We start from the raw sequence: 20,369 nt of genomic DNA, 5'->3' as shown, positions 1-20,369 counted from the left end.
TGCGACAGATCGCCCTGTGCCACCGCGGTGGTGACCTCGGCGATCGAGCGCACCTGGGCCGTCAGGTTGTCGGCCATCACGTTGACGGACTCGGTGAGATCCCGCCAGGTGCCCGAGACGCCCTTGAAGTCGGCCTGTCCCCCGAGGCGTCCTTCGGTGCCGACCTCGCGGGCGACCCGCGTCACCTCGTCGGCGAACGCGGAGAGCTGGTCGACCATCGTGTTGATGGTCGTCTTCAGCTCCAGGATCTCGCCCCGCGCGTCCACCCGGATCTTCTGCGACAGGTCCCCCTTGGCGACCGCGGTCGCCACCTGGGCGATCGAACGCACCTGGCTCGTCAGGTTGCCCGCCATGGCGTTGACCGAGTCGGTGAGGTCGGCCCAGGTGCCCGACACCCCGGGTACGCGGGCCTGCCCGCCCAGCGTTCCCTCGGTGCCGACCTCGCGCGCCACCCGGGTCACCTCGGAGGTGACCGAGGCGAGCTGGTCCACCATGCCGTTGAAGACCGTGGCGATCTCGCCGAGCAGGCCGCCCGCCTCGGCGGGGAGGCGGGTGCCGAAGTCCCCGTCGCGTACGGCGGTGAGGCCCGCCAGCAGCTGCCGCAGTTCCGGCTCACCGACCGCGTCGGGCCGGCCGGCCGGATCGGCGCTCCCCGCCGTCCGCGTCCGCGCGTTGTCGACCGGAGCCTCAGTCATGTGCAACCTCGTTCCGTCCACGGGGCACCCCATTGCCACACGCAAATCCGGCGCAGATTACCCGTCGGCAGGTACACAGGGCAATTGTGGCCGGATGCGGCCCACGCGGTGACCGAAGATGGCGGCATCCGCCGGGGCGCGCGGGGCGGAGAAGCCGATGACACGTGCCCCACGGGCCGGGGATCCGAAGAACAGCGACAGGCGGGAGGAGAGACCGTGACAACTGCGGCGTCCAGGAAGACGGTCCCGTACGGCGGTGCGGCGAGGCGGCCGGCGGCGGAGCATCCGCAGGAGGCGGCCCCAAAGGACGCCAGAGCGCTGACCAAGCTGTCCTTCGACCGGCTGGCCGCTCTGGAGGAGGGCACGCCGGAGTACCAGTACGCGCGGAACGCGCTGGCCGAGATGAACATGTCCCTGGTCCACTACGCCGCGGGACGGTTCCGCGTCCGCGCCGACAGGGCGGAGGACGTCGTCCAGGTCGGGATGATCGGCCTGATCAAGGCCATCGACCGCTTCGAGCTGTCCCGGGAAGTCGAGTTCGTCACCTTCGCCGTGCCGTACATCGTCGGCGAGATCAAACGGTTCTTCCGCGACACCTCGTGGTCCGTCCATGTGCCCCGCCGGCTTCAGGAGCGCCGGACCGAGCTCGCCAGGGCCACGGAGGAGCTCAGCGGCCGCTTGGGCCGCGCGCCCCGGGTCGGCGAGCTGGCCGCCCTGATGGCCGTCTCGGAGGACGAGGTCCGCGAGGTCCGCCTGGCTTCGAACGGCTACAGCGCGGCCTCACTGGACGCGGCGGCGTACGGCGACGGCGAGCACCGCGATGTCGCGTTCGCCGACGTCCTCGGCACCGAGGACCCCGGCATCGAACGCGTCGACACCGTCCACTCCCTCGCCCCGCTCGTCCAGCGGCTGGACGAGCGGGACCGTTTCCTGCTGCACGCCCGTTTCGTGGAGGAGCTCACGCAGGCGCAGATCGGTGAGCGCCTCGGCATGTCGCAGATGCACGTGTCCCGCCTGCTCACCCGCACCCTGGCGCGGCTGCGGGCACAGTTGCTGGCCACGGACTGAACGGTCCGGCGATCCCCGGTCCGAGGACGGGTCACCGCTCCTCCTCGGGCCGCGGCCAACCCGGGCGGGCCCGGTCAGGCCCGTACGGGGCGGCCGGCCGTCACGGCGTGAGGTAGAAGCGGATCGTGGTGCCGCTGCCCGCCGTGTGGAGGCGTACCAGGTCGGCGATGTGGTGGACGAGGAGCAGGCCGCGACCGCCCGGCCGGCTGGGGACCGGCGGGCGCCGGCCGGCCAGCGGGTCGGTGAGCTGCCCGGCGTCGTGGACCTCGCAGACGACCTGGCCGTCTTCCGCCCAGATCCGGAGGGTCCCGTGCCCGGCGCCGTGGATCACACTGTTGGTGGTGAGCTCGGCGACCGCCAGGGCGAGGTCCTGCAGCCGCGTGGCGGCGAGTCCCAGTCGCTCCCCGTGGGCGGTGGCGAAGTGTCGTACAGCGGGCAGTCCCTCGCCGGTGAAGGCGTACGTCGCGGCGTCCGCGGGGGCGGGGAGCGCGGTGTTGTAGCGGGCGATGACCTGCTCGGGGGCGTAGGCGGTGGAGGCCGCCTCACCGGACTCGTCGATGATGAGCGGGTGGGTGGCCAGCGCGTCACTGATCACGTGCGGGTCGAGGCCGTCGGCGTCGTAGGGACACAGGATGGTGACGTCACGGCCGGTGAAGGCCGCGTTGATCAGTGCCTCGTGCTGGACGCAGGCGGGGTACTCCGCCTCCGTGCGGCCCGGCCAGATGGGCTCGCCGATGATGCGGACGCGGCCGGGTCGCTGGGCGTCGGCGAAGGCGCGCAGGACGCCGGGGATGATCCGGCCGGGGTTGCGGCCCGCCTGGGTCATGTCAACGAAGTGCACGTCACTCGCCCGGTCCCCCAGCTCCCCCTTGAGGACCTTCAGGCGGGCGGGCGGGGCAGCGACGGCCACGGGTTCCCCGGCGGACAGGCCGTCCAGGATGAAGGGGACCGTGCCCGCCACGTACTGCTGGTCGCCGCGGTAGAACAGCGCCGGATGCACGAACGGATCGCTGATGGTGGCCTCAGTCATCACGATGCCACCTCAATCTCGGTAAGTCCGGGCCAGAAGAGTTCCAGTATGCGGGGCAGCTGAGGCGGTGGACGGTGCAGGACGATCCGCCGCCCCGACGGCAGGCTCTGCGCGGTGAGCACGAGGTTGGTGACGCCGGCGACATCGACGAAGGTCACCTGTGACAGATCGGCCCGGCAGACCTCTCCCGGCTGCCCGACGAGCTGCTCCAGTACCTCCTGCCACGCGGGGACGGTGCTCGCGCTGATCTCCCCGCTCACCTTCAGGCCGGGCCAGTCCGGCGGCCGGGACGCGTCCAGCGAGGCCGTGCCCGTCGGCAGTGCGTCCGGCGACGACGCGTCCGGCCCGCCGTCCGCGCCCTCGCCTTCCGTCGGCCGGGCAGGCTCTTCCCTCATGCTCATCCGCCTCACCGTACCGGTTGCGTGCGGCCGGCGTGCACGAAGGCCCCCGCCGCAGGTGTGCGGGGGTGATCCCGGGTAGACGAGCGGCCATGGGTGACATTTTGATCGGGACATGCTCATGGACGGACAAGGCTCTCGTGTCGAGCGGCTGGTACCCGCCTGGACGGCGTGACGCGGAGGGCCGGTTGCGGCACTACGCCGAACAGTTCCCGCTTGTCGAGGTGGACGCCACGTACTACGCGCTTCCCAGCGCTCGCAACAGCGCGCTCTGGGCGGAACGCACCCCCGAGGGCTTCCTCTTCGACGTGAAGGCCTTCTCCCTGCTGACCGGGCATCCGACGCGGCCGGAGGCCATGCCGGCGGATCTGCGCCCCGCGCTCGCCCGGGGCGGGCGGCGCCCCGCCGCCGGTGGCGGCGCGGACGCCGCGCTGCTCGACGAGGTCTGGGCGCGGTTCAGCGCGGCGCTCGCACCGCTGCGGCAGGCGGGACGGCTGGGGACCGTACTGTTCCAGTTCCCGCCGTGGTTCGCCCCCGGCGCGGCGGCCGAGGCGTACCTCGAACAGTGCGGGGAGCGTACGGGCGACTGGCCGCTGGCCGTGGAATTCCGGCACCCGGCCTGGTGGCAGGGCGAGCAGCGGTCCGCGACGGAGGCGCTGCTGACGCGCCTTCGTATGGCGGCCGTGGCCGTCGACATGACGCAGGCCCTGCCCGCGTCCATACCCCCTGTCACGCCGGTCACCGCGCCCGGGCTCGCGGTGGTCCGCTTCCACGGCCGGAGCACCGCTTGGCTGTCCGGCAGCAAGGAGGACCGGTTCCGCCACACGTACAGGGCGCGGGAGCTGGCGGAGTGGGTGCCGCGCGTCCGCGGGATGGCCGAACGGGCGGCCCGGGTACACGTGCTGTTCAACAACTGCTGTGCGGACGCGGCGGTCGAGGCGGCGACGTGCATGAGCCGCCTGGTCGGTGAGCCGGCGAACGCGCGGTAAGCCGCCACCGGGCCGCGCCGGACGGGGGGGAGCCGGGTGAGCGGCTCGGACGCACACGTCGGCGGCCGCGGGGCGTGCCCGGTCGGGCGGCGCGTACGCCGCACCGCACGGGCGCGTTCCCGCGGCCGCCCTGGCGGTGTGTCAGAACCTTCCGCCGGTCAGCCGGGTCACGGGGCCGTGGGACCGACGGACGGACCGGCGGCCTCCGGCGTAGGCGGTCACGGCCACGGCCGTCGCTCCGGCCGCCACGCCCGTGGCGACACGGACGTTCGACCGGAGGAAGACCCAGGCCGCGCCCGCCGAGCTCACCGCGGTACGCGACACGCCGTTCAGCGTCGACGCCACCGCCCGCGCGGGGCCCGACACGACCGCGGCCGTCCGCTCCCGGGCGTTGCCGGCGGCATCCGCGCCGGAGCGGGACGACTCACGGGTCGCCTTGCCCGCCGCCGACTTCCCGGTCTCGGCCGTCTTGGCTGCTGTGGTTGCTGCCTTCTCGGTGGTGGCTGTGCCCTTGTTTGAGTCTGTCATGGTGGTGCGTCTTACCGGCGCGCCGCGACGAAAACCCCTTACGGGCGCGCCGTGTGCCCGGTGTTCCGGGTGAGGGCCCGGCGGGCTCCGGTGCGCGTCGTCGCCGTATCAGCCGGGCGGGAGGTTGCGGGCGTAGACGCGGAGGAGTTCATGGACCTGGTACGCGCCCGAGGCCGTCTGCCGCACCATGCTCTCGTCGAGGAGTTGCTCCAGCAGGTCCTCGGCCTCGTCGGCGTCCTTCGCCCAGGCGCCGCGGCCGGGGCCGAGGACCGGGCCGGGCGCGCCGGCCAGCAGGCGGAACACGCGCTGCCGGTGCGGGGGCAGGGTGCGGTAGGAGGCGTCGAAGGCGGTGGCGACCGTACGCCCGCCGACGCTCAGCCGGTCCAACCGGGTGTCCTCGGGAGCCAGCCGCGCGGCGAAGTCGGCGAGCCGCCGGACCGGGCGGGCGCGCAGCCGCAGGGCCGCCAGGGCGACGGCCAGAGGGAGCCGGCCGCAGAGGCGCGCGATCCGTTCGGCCGCTTCGGGCTCCGCCGTCACCCGGCCGTCGCCCACCACCCGGGCCAGCAGCGCGACGGACTCCTCGACGGTGAACGGGGAGAGCGGCAGCGTACTCGCGCCGTCCAGGGCCCAGCCGCCGCGGCGGCTGGTGATCAGGGCGAGCGACGACGGGTGGCCGGGGAGAAGGGGGTGGACCTGGCCGGGGCCGGTGGCGTCGTCCAGCAGGATGAGGGACGGCCGCCCGTGCAGCCGGTCCCGGTAGAGCGCCGCCCGCTCCTCGACGCCGCACGGCATCCGGTCCGGCGGCACGTCCAGCATCCGCAGGAACCGCGCCAGTACGGTGCCCGGATCGAGTGGTTCGTGCCCGGCCGTGTGGCCGCGCAGGTCCGCGAAGAGCTGTATGTCGCCGAAGTGGCCCTCGCGGGCGAGCTCGTGCGCGAGGCGGACCGCGAGCCTGGTCTTGCCGACGCCGGGCATCCCGGTGATGACCTGGACGAGCGGTGCCGTGGCCGTCCGGGGCGCCCCGGTGACGGCCCGCACCCAGGAGCGTACCCGCGCGCGTTCGGCCTCGCGGCCCGTGAACTCCGCGATGTCCGCGGGCATTCCGTGCAACTGGGCCGGGCCGCGCGGCAGCGCGGCCGGCGCGATGGGCTCGGCAGGGCGTGCGGGGTGCGGAGCGGTCATGGAGCTCGTCGTACGGGCCAGTGCCGTACCCATCGGGACGGAGAGGACGGACGGGACCGACACGGCCGCCGCGTCCGGTAAGCCCGGGAGCTCCGGTACGGCGGGGCGCGCGGCCGGCGGCCACGCGGCCCCGGTCCGGTGGCCGCCGAACACGGTTCCGTCGGGCGGCAGGCTGCCGGCCGGCGCCCCCACGGGCATCGTGTCGGCCGTGCCCCCGCCGCGCGCCGCACGACGGGGCGTCGGCGCGGGCGCCGGGATCGACCCGCGCAGAATGTGCCGCCGCGCCGCACTCAGCTCCTCGCCCGGCGGTACGCCGAGCTCGTCCGTGAGGACTCTGCCCACCTGCCGGTACACCTCCAGCGCCTCCGTGCGGCGCCCCGCCCGGTGCAGCGCCCGCATCAGGTGCGCCGCCAGGTTCTCGTTCAGCGGGTACTGGGCGACGAGCGGGCGCAGGACTCCCACCGCCTCCGCCGGGCGCCCCATGGCCAGCAGCACCTGCACGTACTGCTCGGCGACCGCCAGCCGCCGCTCCACCAACCGCACGGCCTGGGCCTGAAGTGCCGAGCCGACCGCGAGGCCCTCCAGCGGGCGGCCCCGCCACAGGGCCAGCGCCTCCCCGTTGTGGTGGGCAGCCGAGGACAGCGCCCCCTCCCGCGCCGCCGACACGGCGCGGGCCGCCAGGTCCTCGAAGACCTCGACGTCGACCTCGCCCGAGCGGGTGCGCAGTTGGTAGCCGGGCGGGCGGGTGACGAGGAGCCTCGGGTGCGCGGCGTCGTCACCCAGCCGGCGGCGCAGCCCGTTGACGTAGGTGCGGATGTTGGAGCCCGGGGAGGCGGGCGGGTCCTCCCAGGCCGCGTCCGCCACGTAGTCGACGCTCACGGTCTCGTTCGCCCGCAGCGCCAGCGAGGCGAGGACGGCCCGCTGTCGCGGACCGCCCAGCGGTAACGGCGCGGCGCCGTCGTCCTCGTACACCTCGAGAGGACCGAGCAGTCCATAGCGCATCTCGCGACCTTCCGGTCGGTGCCTTCGACATATATCCCGGGACGCGAGTGTCACGTTTCCCACCTTCCACACCCGCGTTCGGAGTTTGTCCGGAAGCGGTCCACGTGCTGACGCGAAACACCTCCACGGCAGGTCGGCGTGGTCGCTGGGCGGCGGATGGGCGCGATCTGGGCGCGGTCCGGTCAGGGTGACGCGCACGCTGTGGACCTCCGTAACCCACCGGATCAGGAGGCCTGTTGTGGAGCACTACCAGTGGTTGAGTGAGAAGTTCTTCAGCGAGACCGTCAGCGGACTGCGCACGGTGTCCCTGTCCGCGGTCGCCGACGCGGCGGAGGCGCTGGACGGTGTGCGCCGACGCGGCGGCCGCGTCTACGCCATGGGCAACGGCGGGAGCGCGTCCACGGCCACCCACTTGGTGTGCGACCTGGTCAAGACGGCGCGGCGGCCCTCCGAGCCGGGGCTCAGGGCGTTCGCGCTGGCCGACAACATCGCCGTCCTCACGGCGTACGCGAACGATATGTCCTACGCCGACGCGTTCGTCCACCAGCTGACCAACAACGCGGAGGTTGGTGACGCGGTGATAGCGATCAGCGCCAGCGGCCGTTCGCCGAACATCATCGCCGCGCTGCGCGCCGCGCGCCGCATGGGGCTGTTGTCCATCGGCATGCTCGGCTGCGGCGGCGGGACGGCCGTGGACCTCGTGGACATCCCTCTGATAGTCGGTTCGGACGACTTCGGCGTCATCGAGACGGCTCACATCGCGATCGTGCACGCCTTCGCCGATGTCCTGCGCGCCGCCCCCGGGCCGGTCGGCGCCACCGCGACGGCGCGTACGCCGTGACGGCGGCGCGGCCCGAGGAGGTCGTGCTGGTCTCCGACCGGGGGCCGGTGCGGTTCACGGAACGGGCGGAGGGTCTGCGGCCGGTACGCCGCAACGGCAGCGTGACGGCCCTGCTGGACCGGGTCGGGCGCGCCGTCGACCCCCGCACCGCCCGCATCAGCTGGGTGGCGCCCTCCGACGCGGACGGCGACGCGCGCGCGGCGCGGCTGGGCCTGTTCGGTGGTCTCGCCGCCGACCTGGGCTACCGCTACGAGGCCGTGCCGGTGGACCCGGACGCGTACCACGGGTACTACTACGACGCCGGGGTGAGCCTGTTGTGGACGGCCTGGCACGGCATCGAGGACGACGTGCCCGTTGTCGTGGACCCACGTGACCCGCTGCGGTCCCTCGCCGGCTACCGGGCGGTCAACGAGGCCCTGGCCGCGCACATCGCCCGCACCACGCCGTCCGGTGCCGTGGTGGCGTGCCACGACTACCAGCTGCTGCTCCTGCCCGGTGCCGTGCGCAGGCGGCGCGGCGACGACGTGTGGATCACCCACTTCAGCCACACCCCGTTCCCTGCCCGGGAGTCGTGGTCGCGGCTGCCGCACCCGCTCGTGCCCACGCTGGTCCAGGGCATGCTCGGCGCCGATGTGCTGGGCTTTCAGCGTCCCGCGTGGGCGCGGCGGTTCCTGGAGTGCTGCGCGGTCCTGGGGCTGGACGTCGACCACGAGGCCGGCCGGGTGAGCACGGGGCGCGGTCGGGCGACCTGGGTGCGGTGTTATCCGGTGACCGTCGACGGGCCCGCGCTCGCCGCCCGCGCCCGGGTGCCGCGTGTCACGGACTGGGCCGACCGGACGAGGGCCGGTGACCCGCGGGCCGTGATCGCCCGGGTGGACCGGCTCGACCCGGCGAAGAACGCGCTGCGCGGTTTCGAGGCGTTCGGCACCCTGCTGGACCGGCATCCCGACCTTGCCGACCGGGTCCGCTTCGTGGCCTGTCTGGTGCCCTCCCGGGACACCGTGCCGGCCTACCGCGACTACCGGGACCGGGTCCTGCGCACGGTGGACGCCCTCAACTCCCGCCACCCCGGCGCGGTGACCGTCCACCACGGTGACGACATCGAACGCGCCCTCGGCGTGCTGCGCGCCCACGACGTGCTCCTCGTCAACGCGGTCGCCGACGGCATGAACCTGGTGGCCCAGGAGGGCGCCCTGGTCAACGAGCGGGACGGTGTGATCGTGCTGTCCACCGGCACCGGTGCCGGTGATCTGCTCCCCCGGGACGGGACCGTGCCGCTGGAGCAGCCGCGCAGCGTAACGGCGACGGCCGACGCCCTCCACCGGGCGCTGACCCTGCCTCCCGAGCGGCGGCGGGCGATGGCCGCCCGGGCCCGGGCGGCGGTCCGGTGTGCCGATCCGGTCGACTGGCTGCACGACCAGCTCGCGGACGTGCGTGCGGTACGGGCCGGACGGGCCCCGTCCGCGCTCGGATTCCCGCGGGCGACGGCGACGCCGCACCACGGTGCGGCCGGGGGCGCCGTAAGCGAGGACGTCGTACGCGAGGGGATGAGGCTGCCGTGACCGGCGCCGGCGCGCCGTCCCCCCGTGCCGTCCTGTTCGACTACGACCACACCCTCTTCGCCCATGACGACAGCCACCGCTGGGTGCTGGACGCCTGTTGTGCCACCGGCCGGGAGACCGGCGAGACGGCGGCCCGGACGCTGTACGCGCGGATGCGGGCGGTACGCCGGTCCGCGCCGGTCGAGGAGGGCATGCGCGGGTGCCAGCGTTCGACCTCCGCGCACCGCCGCGCCCACCTGTCGTGGTTCGGGCAGGCCGGGGCGGACGCGGAGCTCGCACAGGCGCTGTACGCGCGCCTGCTGTCACCGGCGGCCTGGATCCCGTACGGCGATGTCGCCGCGGTCCTGGCAGCGCTGCGGGAGCGCGGCGTGCCGGTCGCGGTCGTCAGCAACGTCGGCTGGGACATCCGGCCCACATTCGCCGCCCACGGCCTGGACCGGTACGTGGACGCGTTCGTCCTCTCCTGCGACGAGGGCGCCGAGAAGCCCCGGCTCCGCCTGTTCCGGACCGCCTGCGCCCGTCTCGGCACCCCACCGCACGAAGCCCTGATGGTCGGTGACGACCCGGTCAACGACGGCGCCGCCGTGGCCGCCGGCCTCCACGTGCACCTGCTGCCCGACCGGCCGGCCGGGGCGTACCGGGGCCTGGCCGGCGCGGTCCACCATCTCCTCCACACGCGTCCCTCCTCACCCAAGGGAGAAACGTATGCGTCCCTCTGATGCCCCCCGCACCGCCACCACTCCCGCGTGGGCCCACGTCCCCGAGGACGTCCTCGCCCCCTTCACCACCGCGGCGGTCACCGGCGGCTCCGGCTTCGTCGGCCGCCACTTGGTGACCGCGCTCACCGACCACGGAAAGACGGTCCGGGTGGTGGACCTCGTGGCGCCCCGGGAGCCGTTACCGGGAACGGAGTTCCGCCAGGCGGACCTGCGTGATCCGGCCGCCACCGCCGAGGCGTTGCACGGCGCCGACGTCGTGTTCCATCTCGCGGGCAACCCCAGCGGCACGCGCTCGCTGCTCGACCCGCGCTTCGACTTCCGGATGAACGTCGAGGCCACCTTCAACGTCGCCGAGGCGTGCGCCCACTCCGGCACCCGCCTGGTCCACCAGTCCGCCGCGTCCGTCTACGGCCCCCCGACGTACAGCCCCACCGACGAGGCCCACGCCAAGGACCCCATCCTGCCGTACGGGGCGCACAAGCTCTGTGGCGAGGCCATCATCCGCGGCCTGGTCAAGACGTGGCACCTGCCCGCCTCCATCGCCCGGCCCTTCGTCATCTACGGCCCCGGCGAGGACCCGCGCCGCGCCGAGGGCGAGGTGTCCCAGTTCCTGCGCTGGCACCTCAACGGCAAACCCATTCCGGCGGTCGGCGACATCGACCGCAAGAGCCGCGACTTCGTGCACGTGCACGACATGGTCAGCGGACTGCTGTACGTCGCCGGGCGCGCCGATCCCGGCGAGGCCGTGAACGTCGGCAGCGGCACCGACACCTCGCTGCGCCGGCTGGCCGAGGTCATCGGCGAGGTGACCGGTACCCCGGCCGAGCTGGTCGCCGACGCCACCGTCCTGGAGGACAGTTACGCGCTCGTCGGCGACATCACCCGGGCGCGGGCGCTCGGCTACACCCCGCGCGTCACCCTGCACGACGGCATCGCGGCGCTGGCCCGTGAACTCGGCGAGTGCCCCGAACTGCCCTCGATCACATCGAGTTTCACCAAGGACGAGAAGGCCCTTGGGGACCGGAGGGAGCGGGACGGGGCATGATCTCCACCCGTACGGCCGTCTCGGCCGCGTTCGTCCTCAACGGCATGGTGTACGGCTCATGGGTGGGCCGGGTACCGGCGCTGGCCCACCAGGTGGGCGCCGACGAGGGCGCGCTGGGGCTCGCCCTGCTCGGTCAGGTCGCCGGCCTGCTCTCGGGCGCCACCTTCGCCGGCTGGGCGTGCGCGGCCCTCGGCACGCGCCGCGTCACGCTCGCCGCGCTGCCTGCGATGTGCCTGGCCCTGGCGGTGCTGTCGCTGCCGGGCGGGTACGGTGCGCTCGGGGCCGCGTTCTTCCTCATCGGGTTCACCGTGGGCACGCTCGACGTCGCGATGAACATCTGTGCGGTCTTCGTCACCGCGCAGGTCGGACGGCCCCTGATGTCGTTCTTCCACGCGGTGTTCAGCGCGGGGGCGGTCGCCGGTTCGGCCGGTGCCGCCCTCGCGGCCTGGGCCGACTGGGGCACCCGGCCGCACTTCCTGCTGGTCACCGGCGTCACGCTGGTGCTGGTGGCGGTCTTCGGGCGGCGCCTGCCCAAGGTCGGTGCGGAGGAGACCGGGAAGCGCGCGGAAGCCGACGAGGGGCGGACGGCGGCGGCGCCGCGCCCGTTCCGGCAGCCGATGCTGTGGCTGATCGCGTTCACCCTCTTCTGCGCCGCCATCGGCGAGGGTGCCATGGCCAACTGGTCGGTCCTCTTCCTCGACGCGGAGCGGGGCATGTCGGCGTCGGCCGCCGCCGCCGGGTACACCGTCTTCTCCCTCACCACCGTGGTGATCCGGTTCCTCGGCGTGCGGCTGGAGGAGCGGCTCGGCCCGTACCTGCTGCTCGCCCTGTGCGGCGCGACCGCCGCGGGCGGGCTGCTGATCGCCGTCGCGCTGCCCTGGGCGGCGGCAGGGTACGCTGGACTGGCCTTGGCGGGCCTCGGCTTCGCGTTGGTCTTCCCCGTTGCCATCGGGCAGGCCGGGGAGCACGGCCGGTCGCTGGGCACCAGCGGCGAGCGGGAGGTGGGGTTCGTGTCGTCGGTCGCCTACGTCGGCCTCGTCACCGGACCGCCGGCCATCGGGGGGCTCGCCCACGCCACGTCGTTGTCGCTGGCCCTGGGGTGCGTGAGCGGGGTGGTCGCGCTCGTGGTGGTGTTCTCGCGGCTCGCCGACCGTCGCCGTACGCGCGTCATGGCCGGCCCGGAGGCCGCGGCACGGTCGGGGGCGGTGCCATGACGGGGGCCGTCCGGTGGGGCGTGCTGTCGACGGGACGGCAGGCGGCTGCCTTCGTCGAGGACCTGGCGCTGCTCGACGAGGCCGAACTGGTGGCGGTCGGTTCCCGCAGCGCCGCGTCGGCACGGTCCTTCGCGGCCCGCCACGGCGTTCCGCGTGCCTACGGCGGATACGAGGAGGTCGCCGCCGATCCCGACGTGCGGATCGTGTACGTGGCGGCCGTCAACTCGGCGCACCACCGGGCCGTACGGACCTGTCTGGAAGCCGGCAAGCACGTCCTGTGCGAAAAGCCCCTCACCACGAACGTCCGGGACGCCGAGGACCTCATGCGGCTGGCCGCCGGCCGTGGGCTGCTGCTCATGGAGGCGATGTGGACCCGATGCCTGCCGGCGGTGCGGGAGGCGGCCCGGCTGGTCGAGGCGGGCGCGGTGGGGGTGCCCCATCTTCTGCGGGCGGCGACGGGCGGTCCTGCCCCGCCGCACGCCGTACGCAGGCTGCGGGATCCGGACGGTGGCGGCGCCCTGCTCGACTCCGGCGTCTATCCGCTCGCCCTCGCGGAGCTGTTCCTCGGCAGTCCGCGGTACGTCGCCGCCCGTTCGGTGACGACCACGCCGCCCGTGGACGACACGACGGCGGTCCTGCTGGGTTACCCGTCCGGCGCCATGGCCGAACTGTCGTGCTCCTTCGCGGCCGATCTGCCCGCGCGCGCGGAGCTCACCGGCACCGGGGGCCGCCTCGAACTGCCCGCGCCGTTCTACCGCGCGGATCGCGTCCTGCTGCACCCGGCCGGAGGTGGCGGCCCGCCCCGAGAGTGGCGGCTGCCGCCGACCGGCCACGGCTACACCCACGAGGCGCGCGAGGCGATGCGCTGCGTTCGGGCGGGGCTGACCCAGAGTCCCCTCGTCCCGTGGTCGGCGACCCGCGCCGTGCTGTCGGTCACCGACGCCGTACGGCGGAAGGCCGGCGTCCGGCTTGTGGACGGCGAGCCCGCGTGAACGCCGGCGGTCGCGGGGTCAGTAGTTCCGCCACTCGCGGCTGGTGTACTCCAGCACCGCGGGGTCCATCAGCGTGCTGGCCCGTACGTCCTGGGCGCGGCGGTCGACGGGGAAGACGGTGGCGGCCCGGAGGACCGCGTCGTCCAGGAAGCGCAGCGGCGGGGCGTCCTCGGCCAGCCGCACGGCGGGCCGGGGGCCGCCCGCGCCGGGGGTGGCCAGGATGTAGCCCCAGTTGCCGAAGCTGGGGACGTCCACCTGGTAGGCGGTGGTCGTGTAACCGGCCTTGCCGATCGTGGTGGCGATGGACCAGTACGACTTGGGGGCGAAGAAGGGCGAGCCACCCTGCACGACGACCTGGCTCCCGGGCTTCAGGACGTGGCCGAGCAGGTGGTAGAACTCGACGCTGTAGAGCTTGGCCAGCGCGGCGGTGTCCGGGTCCGGGAAGTCGATGAGGACCGCGTCGTAGCGCCGCCCGGCGTCCCGCAGCCAGGTGAAGGCGTCGGCGTGGACCACGGTCACGCGGGGGTCGGCGAGCGCGTCGTCGTTGAGCGCGCGCAAGGGGGCGAAGGAGCGGGCGAGCCGCGTCATCGCCGGGTCCAGGTCGACCAGCGTGACCTCGTCGACGCCGTCGTAGCGCAGCACCTCCCGCAGGGCCAGCGCGTCGCCGCCGCCGAGGATCAGTACGGACGAGCGCCGTGCGGACAGGGCGGGGTGGACGAGCGCCTCGTGGTAGCGGTACTCGTCCACGGAGGAGAACTGAAGGTCGCCGTTGAGGAAGAGCCGTGTGTCGGGCTGCCCGGTGAAGGCGGTGGACCGGGTGACGACGATGTCCTGGTAGGGCGTGGTCTCGGCGTGGACGATCGGGTCGCGGTACAGCTGCTGACGGGCGGTGACCTCGATGTCCTCCGCCAGGACGTACACCGTGCCGAGGACGGCGAGGACGCCGGCCATCGCGGCCAGCAGCGCCATCCGCACGGCGCGGCGCGTCTCACGGCGGAAGATCCACAGGACGACGACCACGCCGGCCAGGGCGTTGACCGCGCCCACCACCAGTGCCCCCTTGAGCTGCCCGAACACGGGCAGGAGCAGCAGCGGGAAGCACAGGCCACCGACCAGGGCGCCGACGTAGTCCGCGGCGAACATGTCGGCCACCGCGCTGCCGGCCTCCTGACGCCTGATCCGCTGCAGCAGATTCATCAGCAGCGGGATTTCGGCGCCGATGAGGAGGCCGACGGCGAAGGACATCACCACCATGGCCGGCATGTAGAGCCGCAGCCAGGCGAACGCCACGTACAGGATGAGCACCGACAGGCCGCCGACCAGCGCGAGCAGGATCTCGATGAGGGCGAAGGCGCCGACCGCGCGCCGCTGGAGGGGCTTGGCGGCGAGGGAGCCGATGCCCATGGCGAAGACCATGACGGAGATGACGACGGAGGTCTGCGTCACGGAGTTGCCGATGAGGTAGCTGCCGAGGGCCGTCAGCGCCAGTTCGTAGACCAGGCCGCAGGCGGCGCAGACGAACACGGCGAGCAGCAACAGCAGGCGGGTCCCGCGCGTGTGGATCGCCGGCGGTCGTGCGGTGGCGGGAGCCTCCCGGGCCGGGACGGTGGTGCTCATGGGGAGGTCAGGAGACGGCGGCGCCGACCATGAAGGCCGTACCGATGTACATGGCCGCCTGGACCCAGGCGGCGGGATGGGGGCGGTCACCGTCGTCGTCGAGCACGGCGGCGCCGAGCCGACCGGGCGTCAGCAGACCCACCACGCAGGAGATGACGGTCATCACGGCGACCCCGGCGAGGCCGTACAGCAGCGTGCTGAACAGGCCGAGCCCGAGCCCCTGCTCGGACTCGCTGGCCCTGATGGACTGTTCGATGACGAGGCCGATGGCGATGGTCTGACCGGCGAGGAGGACCGCGGCACCGCGGTTGCGCTCGGTCCACACCACGTGGAGGAGCTTCCCTGGGGTGACGAGGTCGAGCGCGATGAAGCCGGCCGCCATGACGAGGAAGCCGACCAGGCCGTAGAGCAGGGCGGTGCCTGCCGACTCGAGGATCTCTGCCACGGAAAGAGCCTTTCGGGAACGTCGTCGGGGAGTACGGGGGAGGGCGGGCGCGGAACAGGGGGTGGGGTCACTTCCCGGAGCCGGGGCCCCCGCCGCGGAACTGGGCGCTGGTGGGGTCGGGCCATGCGCTGCGCAGGTGCGGGTTCCAGCGGCGGTAGCCGCTTTCGTAGTCCGCGATCTCGATCCTGCTGCCGCCCCGGTGGGGGCTGATGGCCACGATGTCGTCGCGGTAGCGGAGGAAGACCATGCCGTCGTCGTCGAGGCGGTCCTGGGCCGCGGTGTTGCCGTGGATCTCGTCCGCGACGCGCGACGTCGGGTCGCTGCCGTCGAGGTGGTCGGCGCCGCTCGCGGTGTACTCCCGCTGGATCCACCCGGTGGGTACGTCGTTGGGCTCGTCCTCGCCGCTGGAACACGCGGTGAGGGCGACCGCGGCGAGGAACATCACGCCGACGCGTCGGGCGGGCTTCATCGAGCCTCCAGCGAGGTGCGCGTCGCCACGATCCGGCGGCTGCGCGGGTAGGTGTGCCAGGTGCGCCAGCTCAGCCCCGCGTCCTCCCGCTCGACGGTCAGCGCGGTGATCGCCTCCGGGGAACCGGGAAAGATGCCGTACAGCGCCCGGGGGCCGTCCGCCAGGCAGCGGACGCGGGCCACCTCCGCGCTGAACTCCTTCGCGGTGAAGCGGTGGACGCGGGCCTCGAAGCGGTAGTCCCAGTCGTCGAAACCCCTCGCCAGCGTGTCGGGCAGGCCGTCCTCGACGCCGGGCAGGCAGGCGACGGTCTCCCCGACGGGGCCCGCGAACACCTGGTGGGAGGCGCCCAGGAGCCTGAGCTGCACGTCGATGCCGTCCACCGTCAGGTCGCGCACGGCGAGCGCCTCACGGGCGGGGTGTCCGAGCGCGAACGAGAGCTGGTCGGCGTCGGTGTCCACGAACGGGGTGACGAGTGCTATGCCGCTCATCCGGCCCCGCAGGGCGTCGCGTCGGGGCGGGAGGGCTCCGCGGGGACGGGCGTCCGGCCGCGGGCGGGCACACCGGTGACCGGCGCCGCGCAGACCGCGGCGAGCTGGAAAGGCAACGATGATCCCCCGACTCCGGAAGGTGCGAAGAGCGCGGCCGAGTATGACACAGGCGAAACTCGCGTCCCATCGACGGGAAACCCGTCCGGCGCATCGCGTGTGGCGGGCCGAAGCGCGCGGCACGCCGCAGGTGACGCGCTGGATGTCGTGACGTGACCCCTATGGGTGTTCGGTCACGCTCGCCGTGTCGGTCCTGGAATGAGAGACTCCCGAGGCATGTCCGGTGCGGAAGCTGACGTGGCACGGGCCACGTCTCCCCCGAGTACGAGGGTGATGGCGATGGACACGCCGTTGAGGACGTTCAGGGAGAGCCCGGAGGATCCCTTCGCGCTCCACCGTGCCGTGACGGCGGTCCTGGACGAGCGGGGGACGATCGTCGGGTGGAGCGTGCTGGCCGAGGAGCTGCTCGGTTACGGGCCCGAGGACGTGATCGGCCGCGCGGCGCTGGACGTCCTGGTCGACCCGGCGGACCGGGGCGCGGCGCGGCGCGCGGTCGCCGAGTGCGTGAGGGCGCGCGGCTGGTTCGGGATCGTGACCGTGCGCCGGCGGGACGGGCACCGTATGCGGCTGGGCTTCCGGGCCCGTCTGGTCCTCCGGTCGGCCCGGGGTGAGGAATGGTTCCTCGTCGGCTCGCCCGCCGAGGACGTGATCCAGTGGGAGATCGACCGCTCCCTGCTGGACGGGCTGTTCCTCCGCTGCCCCATCGGCATCTCCGTCCACGCCCCGGACCTGTCCGTCCTTCGCGTCAACCGGACCATCGCGGGGTTCGCCGGGGTATCCCCCGAGGCGATCCGGGGGCTGCGCATGACCGACTTCATGATCCCACCGGACGCGGAGACCGCGGGGCGGAGCCTGCGGCACGTCCTGGACACCGGACGCCCGCTCATCTTCACCGAGCAACCGGTACGGCTGCTGACCGATCCGCCCGGCCACGAGCGCACCGTGTCCATCTCCGCCTTCCGGATGGAGGACCCGGCCGGCGAGGTCCTCGGGGTCACCCAGATGGTGGAGGACGTCACCGCCCGGGAACGGGCTCAGCGGCGGCTCGCCCTGCTGAACGAGGCCAGCACCCGGATCGGCACCACGCTGGACGTCACCCGCACCGCCGAGGAGCTGGCGCAGGTGGCCGTGCCGGGTCTCGCCGACTGCGTGTCCGTGGACCTCCTGGAGCCCGTGGTCCGGGGAGGGGAACCGCTGCCGGAGGCGTCCGGGGCGCTGTGCCGGGTGGCGTGGCGCAGCGTCTCGCCCCGGCCCCCGCGGGGCGCGCAGCGGCAGCACGGCCCGGTGGCCTTCGCGCCGGTGACCCCGCAGGCGCGATGCCTGAGGGAACGGCGGCCGGTCCTCGAACCGGTGGCGGAAGGGCCCGGCGGACTGCTCCGTACGGGCGACGAGTCGCGCCGTACGGGCGGGGATGCGGCGGGAGCGGGGGACGAGGAGGCGGGCGGGGAGGCGCTCCGCACGAGCGGGGAGGCGGCGGGGACGGCTCCGGGTGCGGAGGCGCACTCCCTCATGGCGGTGCCCCTGGCGGCCCGCGGGGTCACGCTGGGGGTGGTCAGCCTCTGGCGTACGGACCGGCCCGAGCCCTTCGAGCAGGACGACCTGACGCTGGCCGGGGAGTTCGCCGCGCGGGCCGCCGTCTCCATCGACAACGCCCGCCGCTACACACAGCAGCGGGAGGCGGCGCTGTCCCTCCAGCGGAGCCTGCTCCCGGCCGACGTGCCGGAGCACCCGGCGGTGGAGGTCGCCCACCGCTATCTGCCGGCCGGGGCCGCCACGGACGTCGGCGGGGACTGGTTCGACGTGATCCCGCTCTCCGGGGCCCGCGTCGCCCTGGTGGTGGGTGACGTCGTCGGTCACGGCATTCCGGCGGCGGCGACCATGGGGCGGCTGCGCACCGCCGTCCACACGCTGGCCGGTCTGGACCTGGACCCCGACGAGGTCCTGTCCCAGCTCGACGACCTCGTGGGCCGTCTCGCCGGTGAGCAGGAGGCCCCGGACACGGCCACGGGTGAGCAGATCGTCGGCGCCACCTGTCTGTACGCCGTCTACGACCCGATCTCGCGCCGCTGTGTCATGGCGCGGGCCGGCCATCCCCCGCCGGCCGTGGTCACACCCGACGGGAACGCGACGCTCGTCGACCTGCCCGCCGGGCCGCCGCTCGGCCTGGGCGGACTGCCCTTCGAGAACGAGGAGTTCGAGCTCGCGGAGGGCAGCCTGATCGCCCTGTACACCGACGGTCTCATCGAGTCGGGGCGCTGGGACATCGACGAGGGGCTCCGCTTGTTGTGCGAGGCGCTCAGGCCGCCGGGGCGCGGCCTGGACGACATCTGCGACACGGTCACCCGGACCGTCCTGCCGGACCATCCCACCGATGACGTGGCTCTGCTCATCGCCCGTACCCGTGTGCTGGCGCCGGAGAGGGTGGCCACCTGGACGCTGCCGGCGGACCCGACCGCGGCGCAGCGGGCGCGGCGGCTGGTGGCGGCGCAGTTGTCGGCGTGGGGGCTGGAGGACCTGTCCTTCACGACGGAGCTGATCGTCAGTGAACTCGTGACGAACGCGTACCGGTACGCGGCCGGGCCGGTACAGCTGCGCCTGATCCGCGACACGTCGCTCATCTGCGAGGTGTCCGACCCCAGGACGACCGCCCCGCATCTGCGGCGTGCCCGCAGCACGGACGAGGGGGGACGCGGTCTGTTCCTGGTGGCGCAGATGACCGACCGCTGGGGCACCCGCTACACGCGCGACGGCAAGACCGTCTGGACGGAACAGCCGGTGGACGGGGCTTCCGGCGGGGAGGCCCTGGGCTCCCGCTGAGGGGCGGCGTGCTCCCGGCATCGCTTCTTTGCTAAACCATTGCTCGACTAAACCGTTTACTAGACAACGTTGTCAGAGGCGTGCACAGTGTCTCCCGCGCGGGGTGAGGTATTCCGCCTGTTCAGGGAAGGGCTGACGCCATGGTGTACGGAGCACTCGACATCGGCGGTACCAAGATCGCCGGGGCACTGGTGGACGCGGAGGGCCGTCTCGTGGCGCGGGCCCAGCGGCCCACGCCCGCCCGGCGGCCGGCCGAGGAGCTGATGGGAGCCGTCACCGCCGTACTCGACGAACTGTCCGCGCACGCGGCGTGGGGCGCGCTGTCGCGCATGGGGATCGCCGGCGCCGGCCCGGTCGACACGGCCGCGGGCACGGTCAGCCCGGTCAACATCCCGGGGTGGCGCGGCTTCCCCTTGGTCGAGCGGGTGCGTACCCATCCGCGGATGCCCCTGGGCGTCCGGCCGGTGCTGGTGGGCGACGCCGTCGCCATGGCCGCCGCCGAGCACTGGATGGGCGCGGCCCGGGGGGTGGACAACGCGCTGTGCATGGTGGTGTCCACCGGTGTGGGCGGCGGGCTGATCCTGAACGGCGCGCTGCACGCCGGGAGGTCGGGAAACGCGGGGCACATCGGTCACATCACGGTCGACCTGGACGGCTCCGTCTGTCCGTGCGGCGCCCGCGGCTGCGTGGAGGGTCTCGCGAGCGGTACGGCGATCGCCACCCACGCGCAGGCCGCCGGCTGGGCCCCTCCGGCGGGGGTCGCGGCCACCGCCGCGGCGGTCGCGGCCTCGGCGCGGGCCGGGGACAGCCGGGCACAGGCGGCGTACGACCGGGCGGCACAGGCACTGGCCGCGGGGATCGCGGCGACGATCGCGCTCGTCGAACTCGATCTGGTGGTGATCGGAGGCGGCGTGGCCCAGGCGGGCGACACGCTCTTCGCGCCGCTGCGCCGCCGTCTGGCGGAGTACGCGGTACTCGACTTCGCGCGGGACGTGCCGGTCGTTCCGGCCCGACTCGCCCTGGACGCGGGCCTCATCGGCGCCGCCGCGGCGGCGGCACGGGCGACCGAAGCCGTCGCGCCCGTGCTGACACCCCGCTCGTAGACCGACCCCTCGCCGCCCCTCCCCGCCCCTCCGCTCCCCCTCGCAGCC

19 protein-coding genes are annotated in these 20,369 nt (G+C 73.8%); 10 read left to right on the top strand and 9 right to left on the bottom strand.

Translation table 11 applies throughout. The annotated features are described in order from the left end of the window. Positions 1 to 695 (bottom strand): HAMP domain-containing protein (locus tag ABZZ38_RS14045; protein ID WP_356739196.1); only part of this gene is annotated, 695 nt, incomplete at its 3' end. A 216-nt stretch (positions 696 to 911) separates the two neighbouring features. On the opposite strand from ABZZ38_RS14045, the gene ABZZ38_RS14040 reads away from it, so the two are divergent. Then, the gene (locus ABZZ38_RS14040; RefSeq protein ID WP_356739194.1) at positions 912 to 1,763 is read left to right on the top strand and encodes a SigB/SigF/SigG family RNA polymerase sigma factor; all 852 of its coding nucleotides are present in this window, start codon (positions 912 to 914) and stop codon (positions 1,761 to 1,763) included. A 100-nt stretch (positions 1,764 to 1,863) separates the two neighbouring features. Here the strand turns inward: ABZZ38_RS14040 and ABZZ38_RS14035 are convergent, their stop codons facing one another. Next, positions 1,864 to 2,793: a sensor histidine kinase gene (locus ABZZ38_RS14035; protein WP_356739192.1), complete on the bottom strand. Its 930-nt coding sequence runs from the start codon at positions 2,791 to 2,793 to the stop codon at positions 1,864 to 1,866. Next, positions 2,793 to 3,194, bottom strand: a complete 402-nt coding sequence (locus ABZZ38_RS14030) for an STAS domain-containing protein (RefSeq protein WP_356739190.1) — start codon at positions 3,192 to 3,194, stop codon at positions 2,793 to 2,795. Before ABZZ38_RS14030 ends, ABZZ38_RS14035 begins: the two co-directional genes overlap by 1 nt. Positions 3,195 to 3,283: 89 nt before the next feature. On the opposite strand from ABZZ38_RS14030, the gene ABZZ38_RS14025 reads away from it, so the two are divergent. Beyond that, a complete protein-coding gene (locus ABZZ38_RS14025; RefSeq protein ID WP_356739188.1) occupies positions 3,284 to 4,180 on the top strand; it encodes a DUF72 domain-containing protein in 897 nt (298 codons plus the stop codon). A gap of 141 nt (positions 4,181 to 4,321) precedes the next feature. Here the strand turns inward: ABZZ38_RS14025 and ABZZ38_RS14020 are convergent, their stop codons facing one another. Both ABZZ38_RS14020 and ABZZ38_RS14015 read right to left on the bottom strand, forming a co-directional pair. Beyond that, entirely contained in the window at positions 4,322 to 4,708 is a 387-nt protein-coding gene (locus tag ABZZ38_RS14020; protein ID WP_356739186.1) for a hypothetical protein, read from the bottom strand. A gap of 108 nt (positions 4,709 to 4,816) precedes the next feature. Further along, positions 4,817 to 6,892 (bottom strand): AfsR/SARP family transcriptional regulator, encoded by a 2,076-nt coding sequence (locus ABZZ38_RS14015; protein ID WP_356739184.1) that lies wholly within the window; start codon positions 6,890 to 6,892, stop codon positions 4,817 to 4,819. A 238-nt stretch (positions 6,893 to 7,130) separates the two neighbouring features. Between ABZZ38_RS14015 and ABZZ38_RS14010 the strand changes: the two genes are divergently transcribed. Genes ABZZ38_RS14010 through ABZZ38_RS13985 form a run of 6 tightly spaced genes read left to right on the top strand, consistent with a single transcriptional unit; the run spans position 7,131 to position 13,265 of the window. Beyond that, complete coding sequence (locus ABZZ38_RS14010; RefSeq protein ID WP_356739182.1) at positions 7,131 to 7,733, top strand: SIS domain-containing protein; 603 nt, start codon at positions 7,131 to 7,133, stop codon at positions 7,731 to 7,733. Next, entirely contained in the window at positions 7,730 to 9,295 is a 1,566-nt protein-coding gene (locus ABZZ38_RS14005; RefSeq protein ID WP_356739180.1) for a trehalose-6-phosphate synthase, read from the top strand. Before ABZZ38_RS14010 ends, ABZZ38_RS14005 begins: the two co-directional genes overlap by 4 nt. Next, positions 9,292 to 10,014: an HAD-IA family hydrolase gene (locus ABZZ38_RS14000; RefSeq protein ID WP_356739177.1), complete on the top strand. Its 723-nt coding sequence runs from the start codon at positions 9,292 to 9,294 to the stop codon at positions 10,012 to 10,014. The genes ABZZ38_RS14005 and ABZZ38_RS14000 overlap by 4 nt, the downstream gene beginning before the upstream one ends. Beyond that, positions 10,001 to 11,059 (top strand): NAD-dependent epimerase/dehydratase family protein, encoded by a 1,059-nt coding sequence (locus ABZZ38_RS13995; RefSeq protein WP_356739175.1) that lies wholly within the window; start codon positions 10,001 to 10,003, stop codon positions 11,057 to 11,059. Before ABZZ38_RS14000 ends, ABZZ38_RS13995 begins: the two co-directional genes overlap by 14 nt. Continuing rightward, a complete protein-coding gene (locus ABZZ38_RS13990; RefSeq protein WP_356739173.1) occupies positions 11,056 to 12,273 on the top strand; it encodes an MFS transporter in 1,218 nt (405 codons plus the stop codon). The genes ABZZ38_RS13995 and ABZZ38_RS13990 overlap by 4 nt, the downstream gene beginning before the upstream one ends. After that, positions 12,270 to 13,265: a Gfo/Idh/MocA family oxidoreductase gene (locus tag ABZZ38_RS13985; RefSeq protein WP_356739171.1), complete on the top strand. Its 996-nt coding sequence runs from the start codon at positions 12,270 to 12,272 to the stop codon at positions 13,263 to 13,265. The genes ABZZ38_RS13990 and ABZZ38_RS13985 overlap by 4 nt, the downstream gene beginning before the upstream one ends. Before the next feature lie 18 nt (positions 13,266 to 13,283). Here the strand turns inward: ABZZ38_RS13985 and ABZZ38_RS13980 are convergent, their stop codons facing one another. From ABZZ38_RS13980 to ABZZ38_RS13965, 4 genes are all read right to left on the bottom strand, one after another. Beyond that, complete coding sequence (locus tag ABZZ38_RS13980) at positions 13,284 to 14,882, bottom strand: polyamine aminopropyltransferase (RefSeq protein WP_356739169.1); 1,599 nt, start codon at positions 14,880 to 14,882, stop codon at positions 13,284 to 13,286. 7 nt (positions 14,883 to 14,889) lie between these two features. Continuing rightward, positions 14,890 to 15,327, bottom strand: coding sequence for a DUF350 domain-containing protein (locus ABZZ38_RS13975; RefSeq protein ID WP_356739167.1), 438 nt, complete (start codon positions 15,325 to 15,327; stop codon positions 14,890 to 14,892). A gap of 67 nt (positions 15,328 to 15,394) precedes the next feature. Then, entirely contained in the window at positions 15,395 to 15,796 is a 402-nt protein-coding gene (locus tag ABZZ38_RS13970) for a DUF4247 domain-containing protein (RefSeq protein WP_356739165.1), read from the bottom strand. Next, positions 15,793 to 16,284: a DUF2617 family protein gene (locus ABZZ38_RS13965; RefSeq protein ID WP_356739163.1), complete on the bottom strand. Its 492-nt coding sequence runs from the start codon at positions 16,282 to 16,284 to the stop codon at positions 15,793 to 15,795. The genes ABZZ38_RS13970 and ABZZ38_RS13965 overlap by 4 nt, the downstream gene beginning before the upstream one ends. 390 nt (positions 16,285 to 16,674) lie before the next feature. On the opposite strand from ABZZ38_RS13965, the gene ABZZ38_RS13960 reads away from it, so the two are divergent. Together ABZZ38_RS13960 and ABZZ38_RS13955 are read left to right on the top strand one after the other, a co-directional pair. After that, positions 16,675 to 19,218, top strand: a complete 2,544-nt coding sequence (locus ABZZ38_RS13960; RefSeq protein ID WP_356739161.1) for a SpoIIE family protein phosphatase — start codon at positions 16,675 to 16,677, stop codon at positions 19,216 to 19,218. Between the two features lie 140 nt (positions 19,219 to 19,358). After that, entirely contained in the window at positions 19,359 to 20,321 is a 963-nt protein-coding gene (locus ABZZ38_RS13955; protein ID WP_356739159.1) for an ROK family protein, read from the top strand. The last annotated feature ends 48 nt before the right edge of the window (positions 20,322 to 20,369 follow it).

The sequence above is a fragment of the Streptomyces sp. NPDC006368 genome (genome assembly GCF_040612535.1).
GTDB lineage: Bacteria > Actinomycetota > Actinomycetes > Streptomycetales > Streptomycetaceae > Streptomyces.
This window is presented reverse-complemented; position numbering and strand designations above follow the sequence as displayed.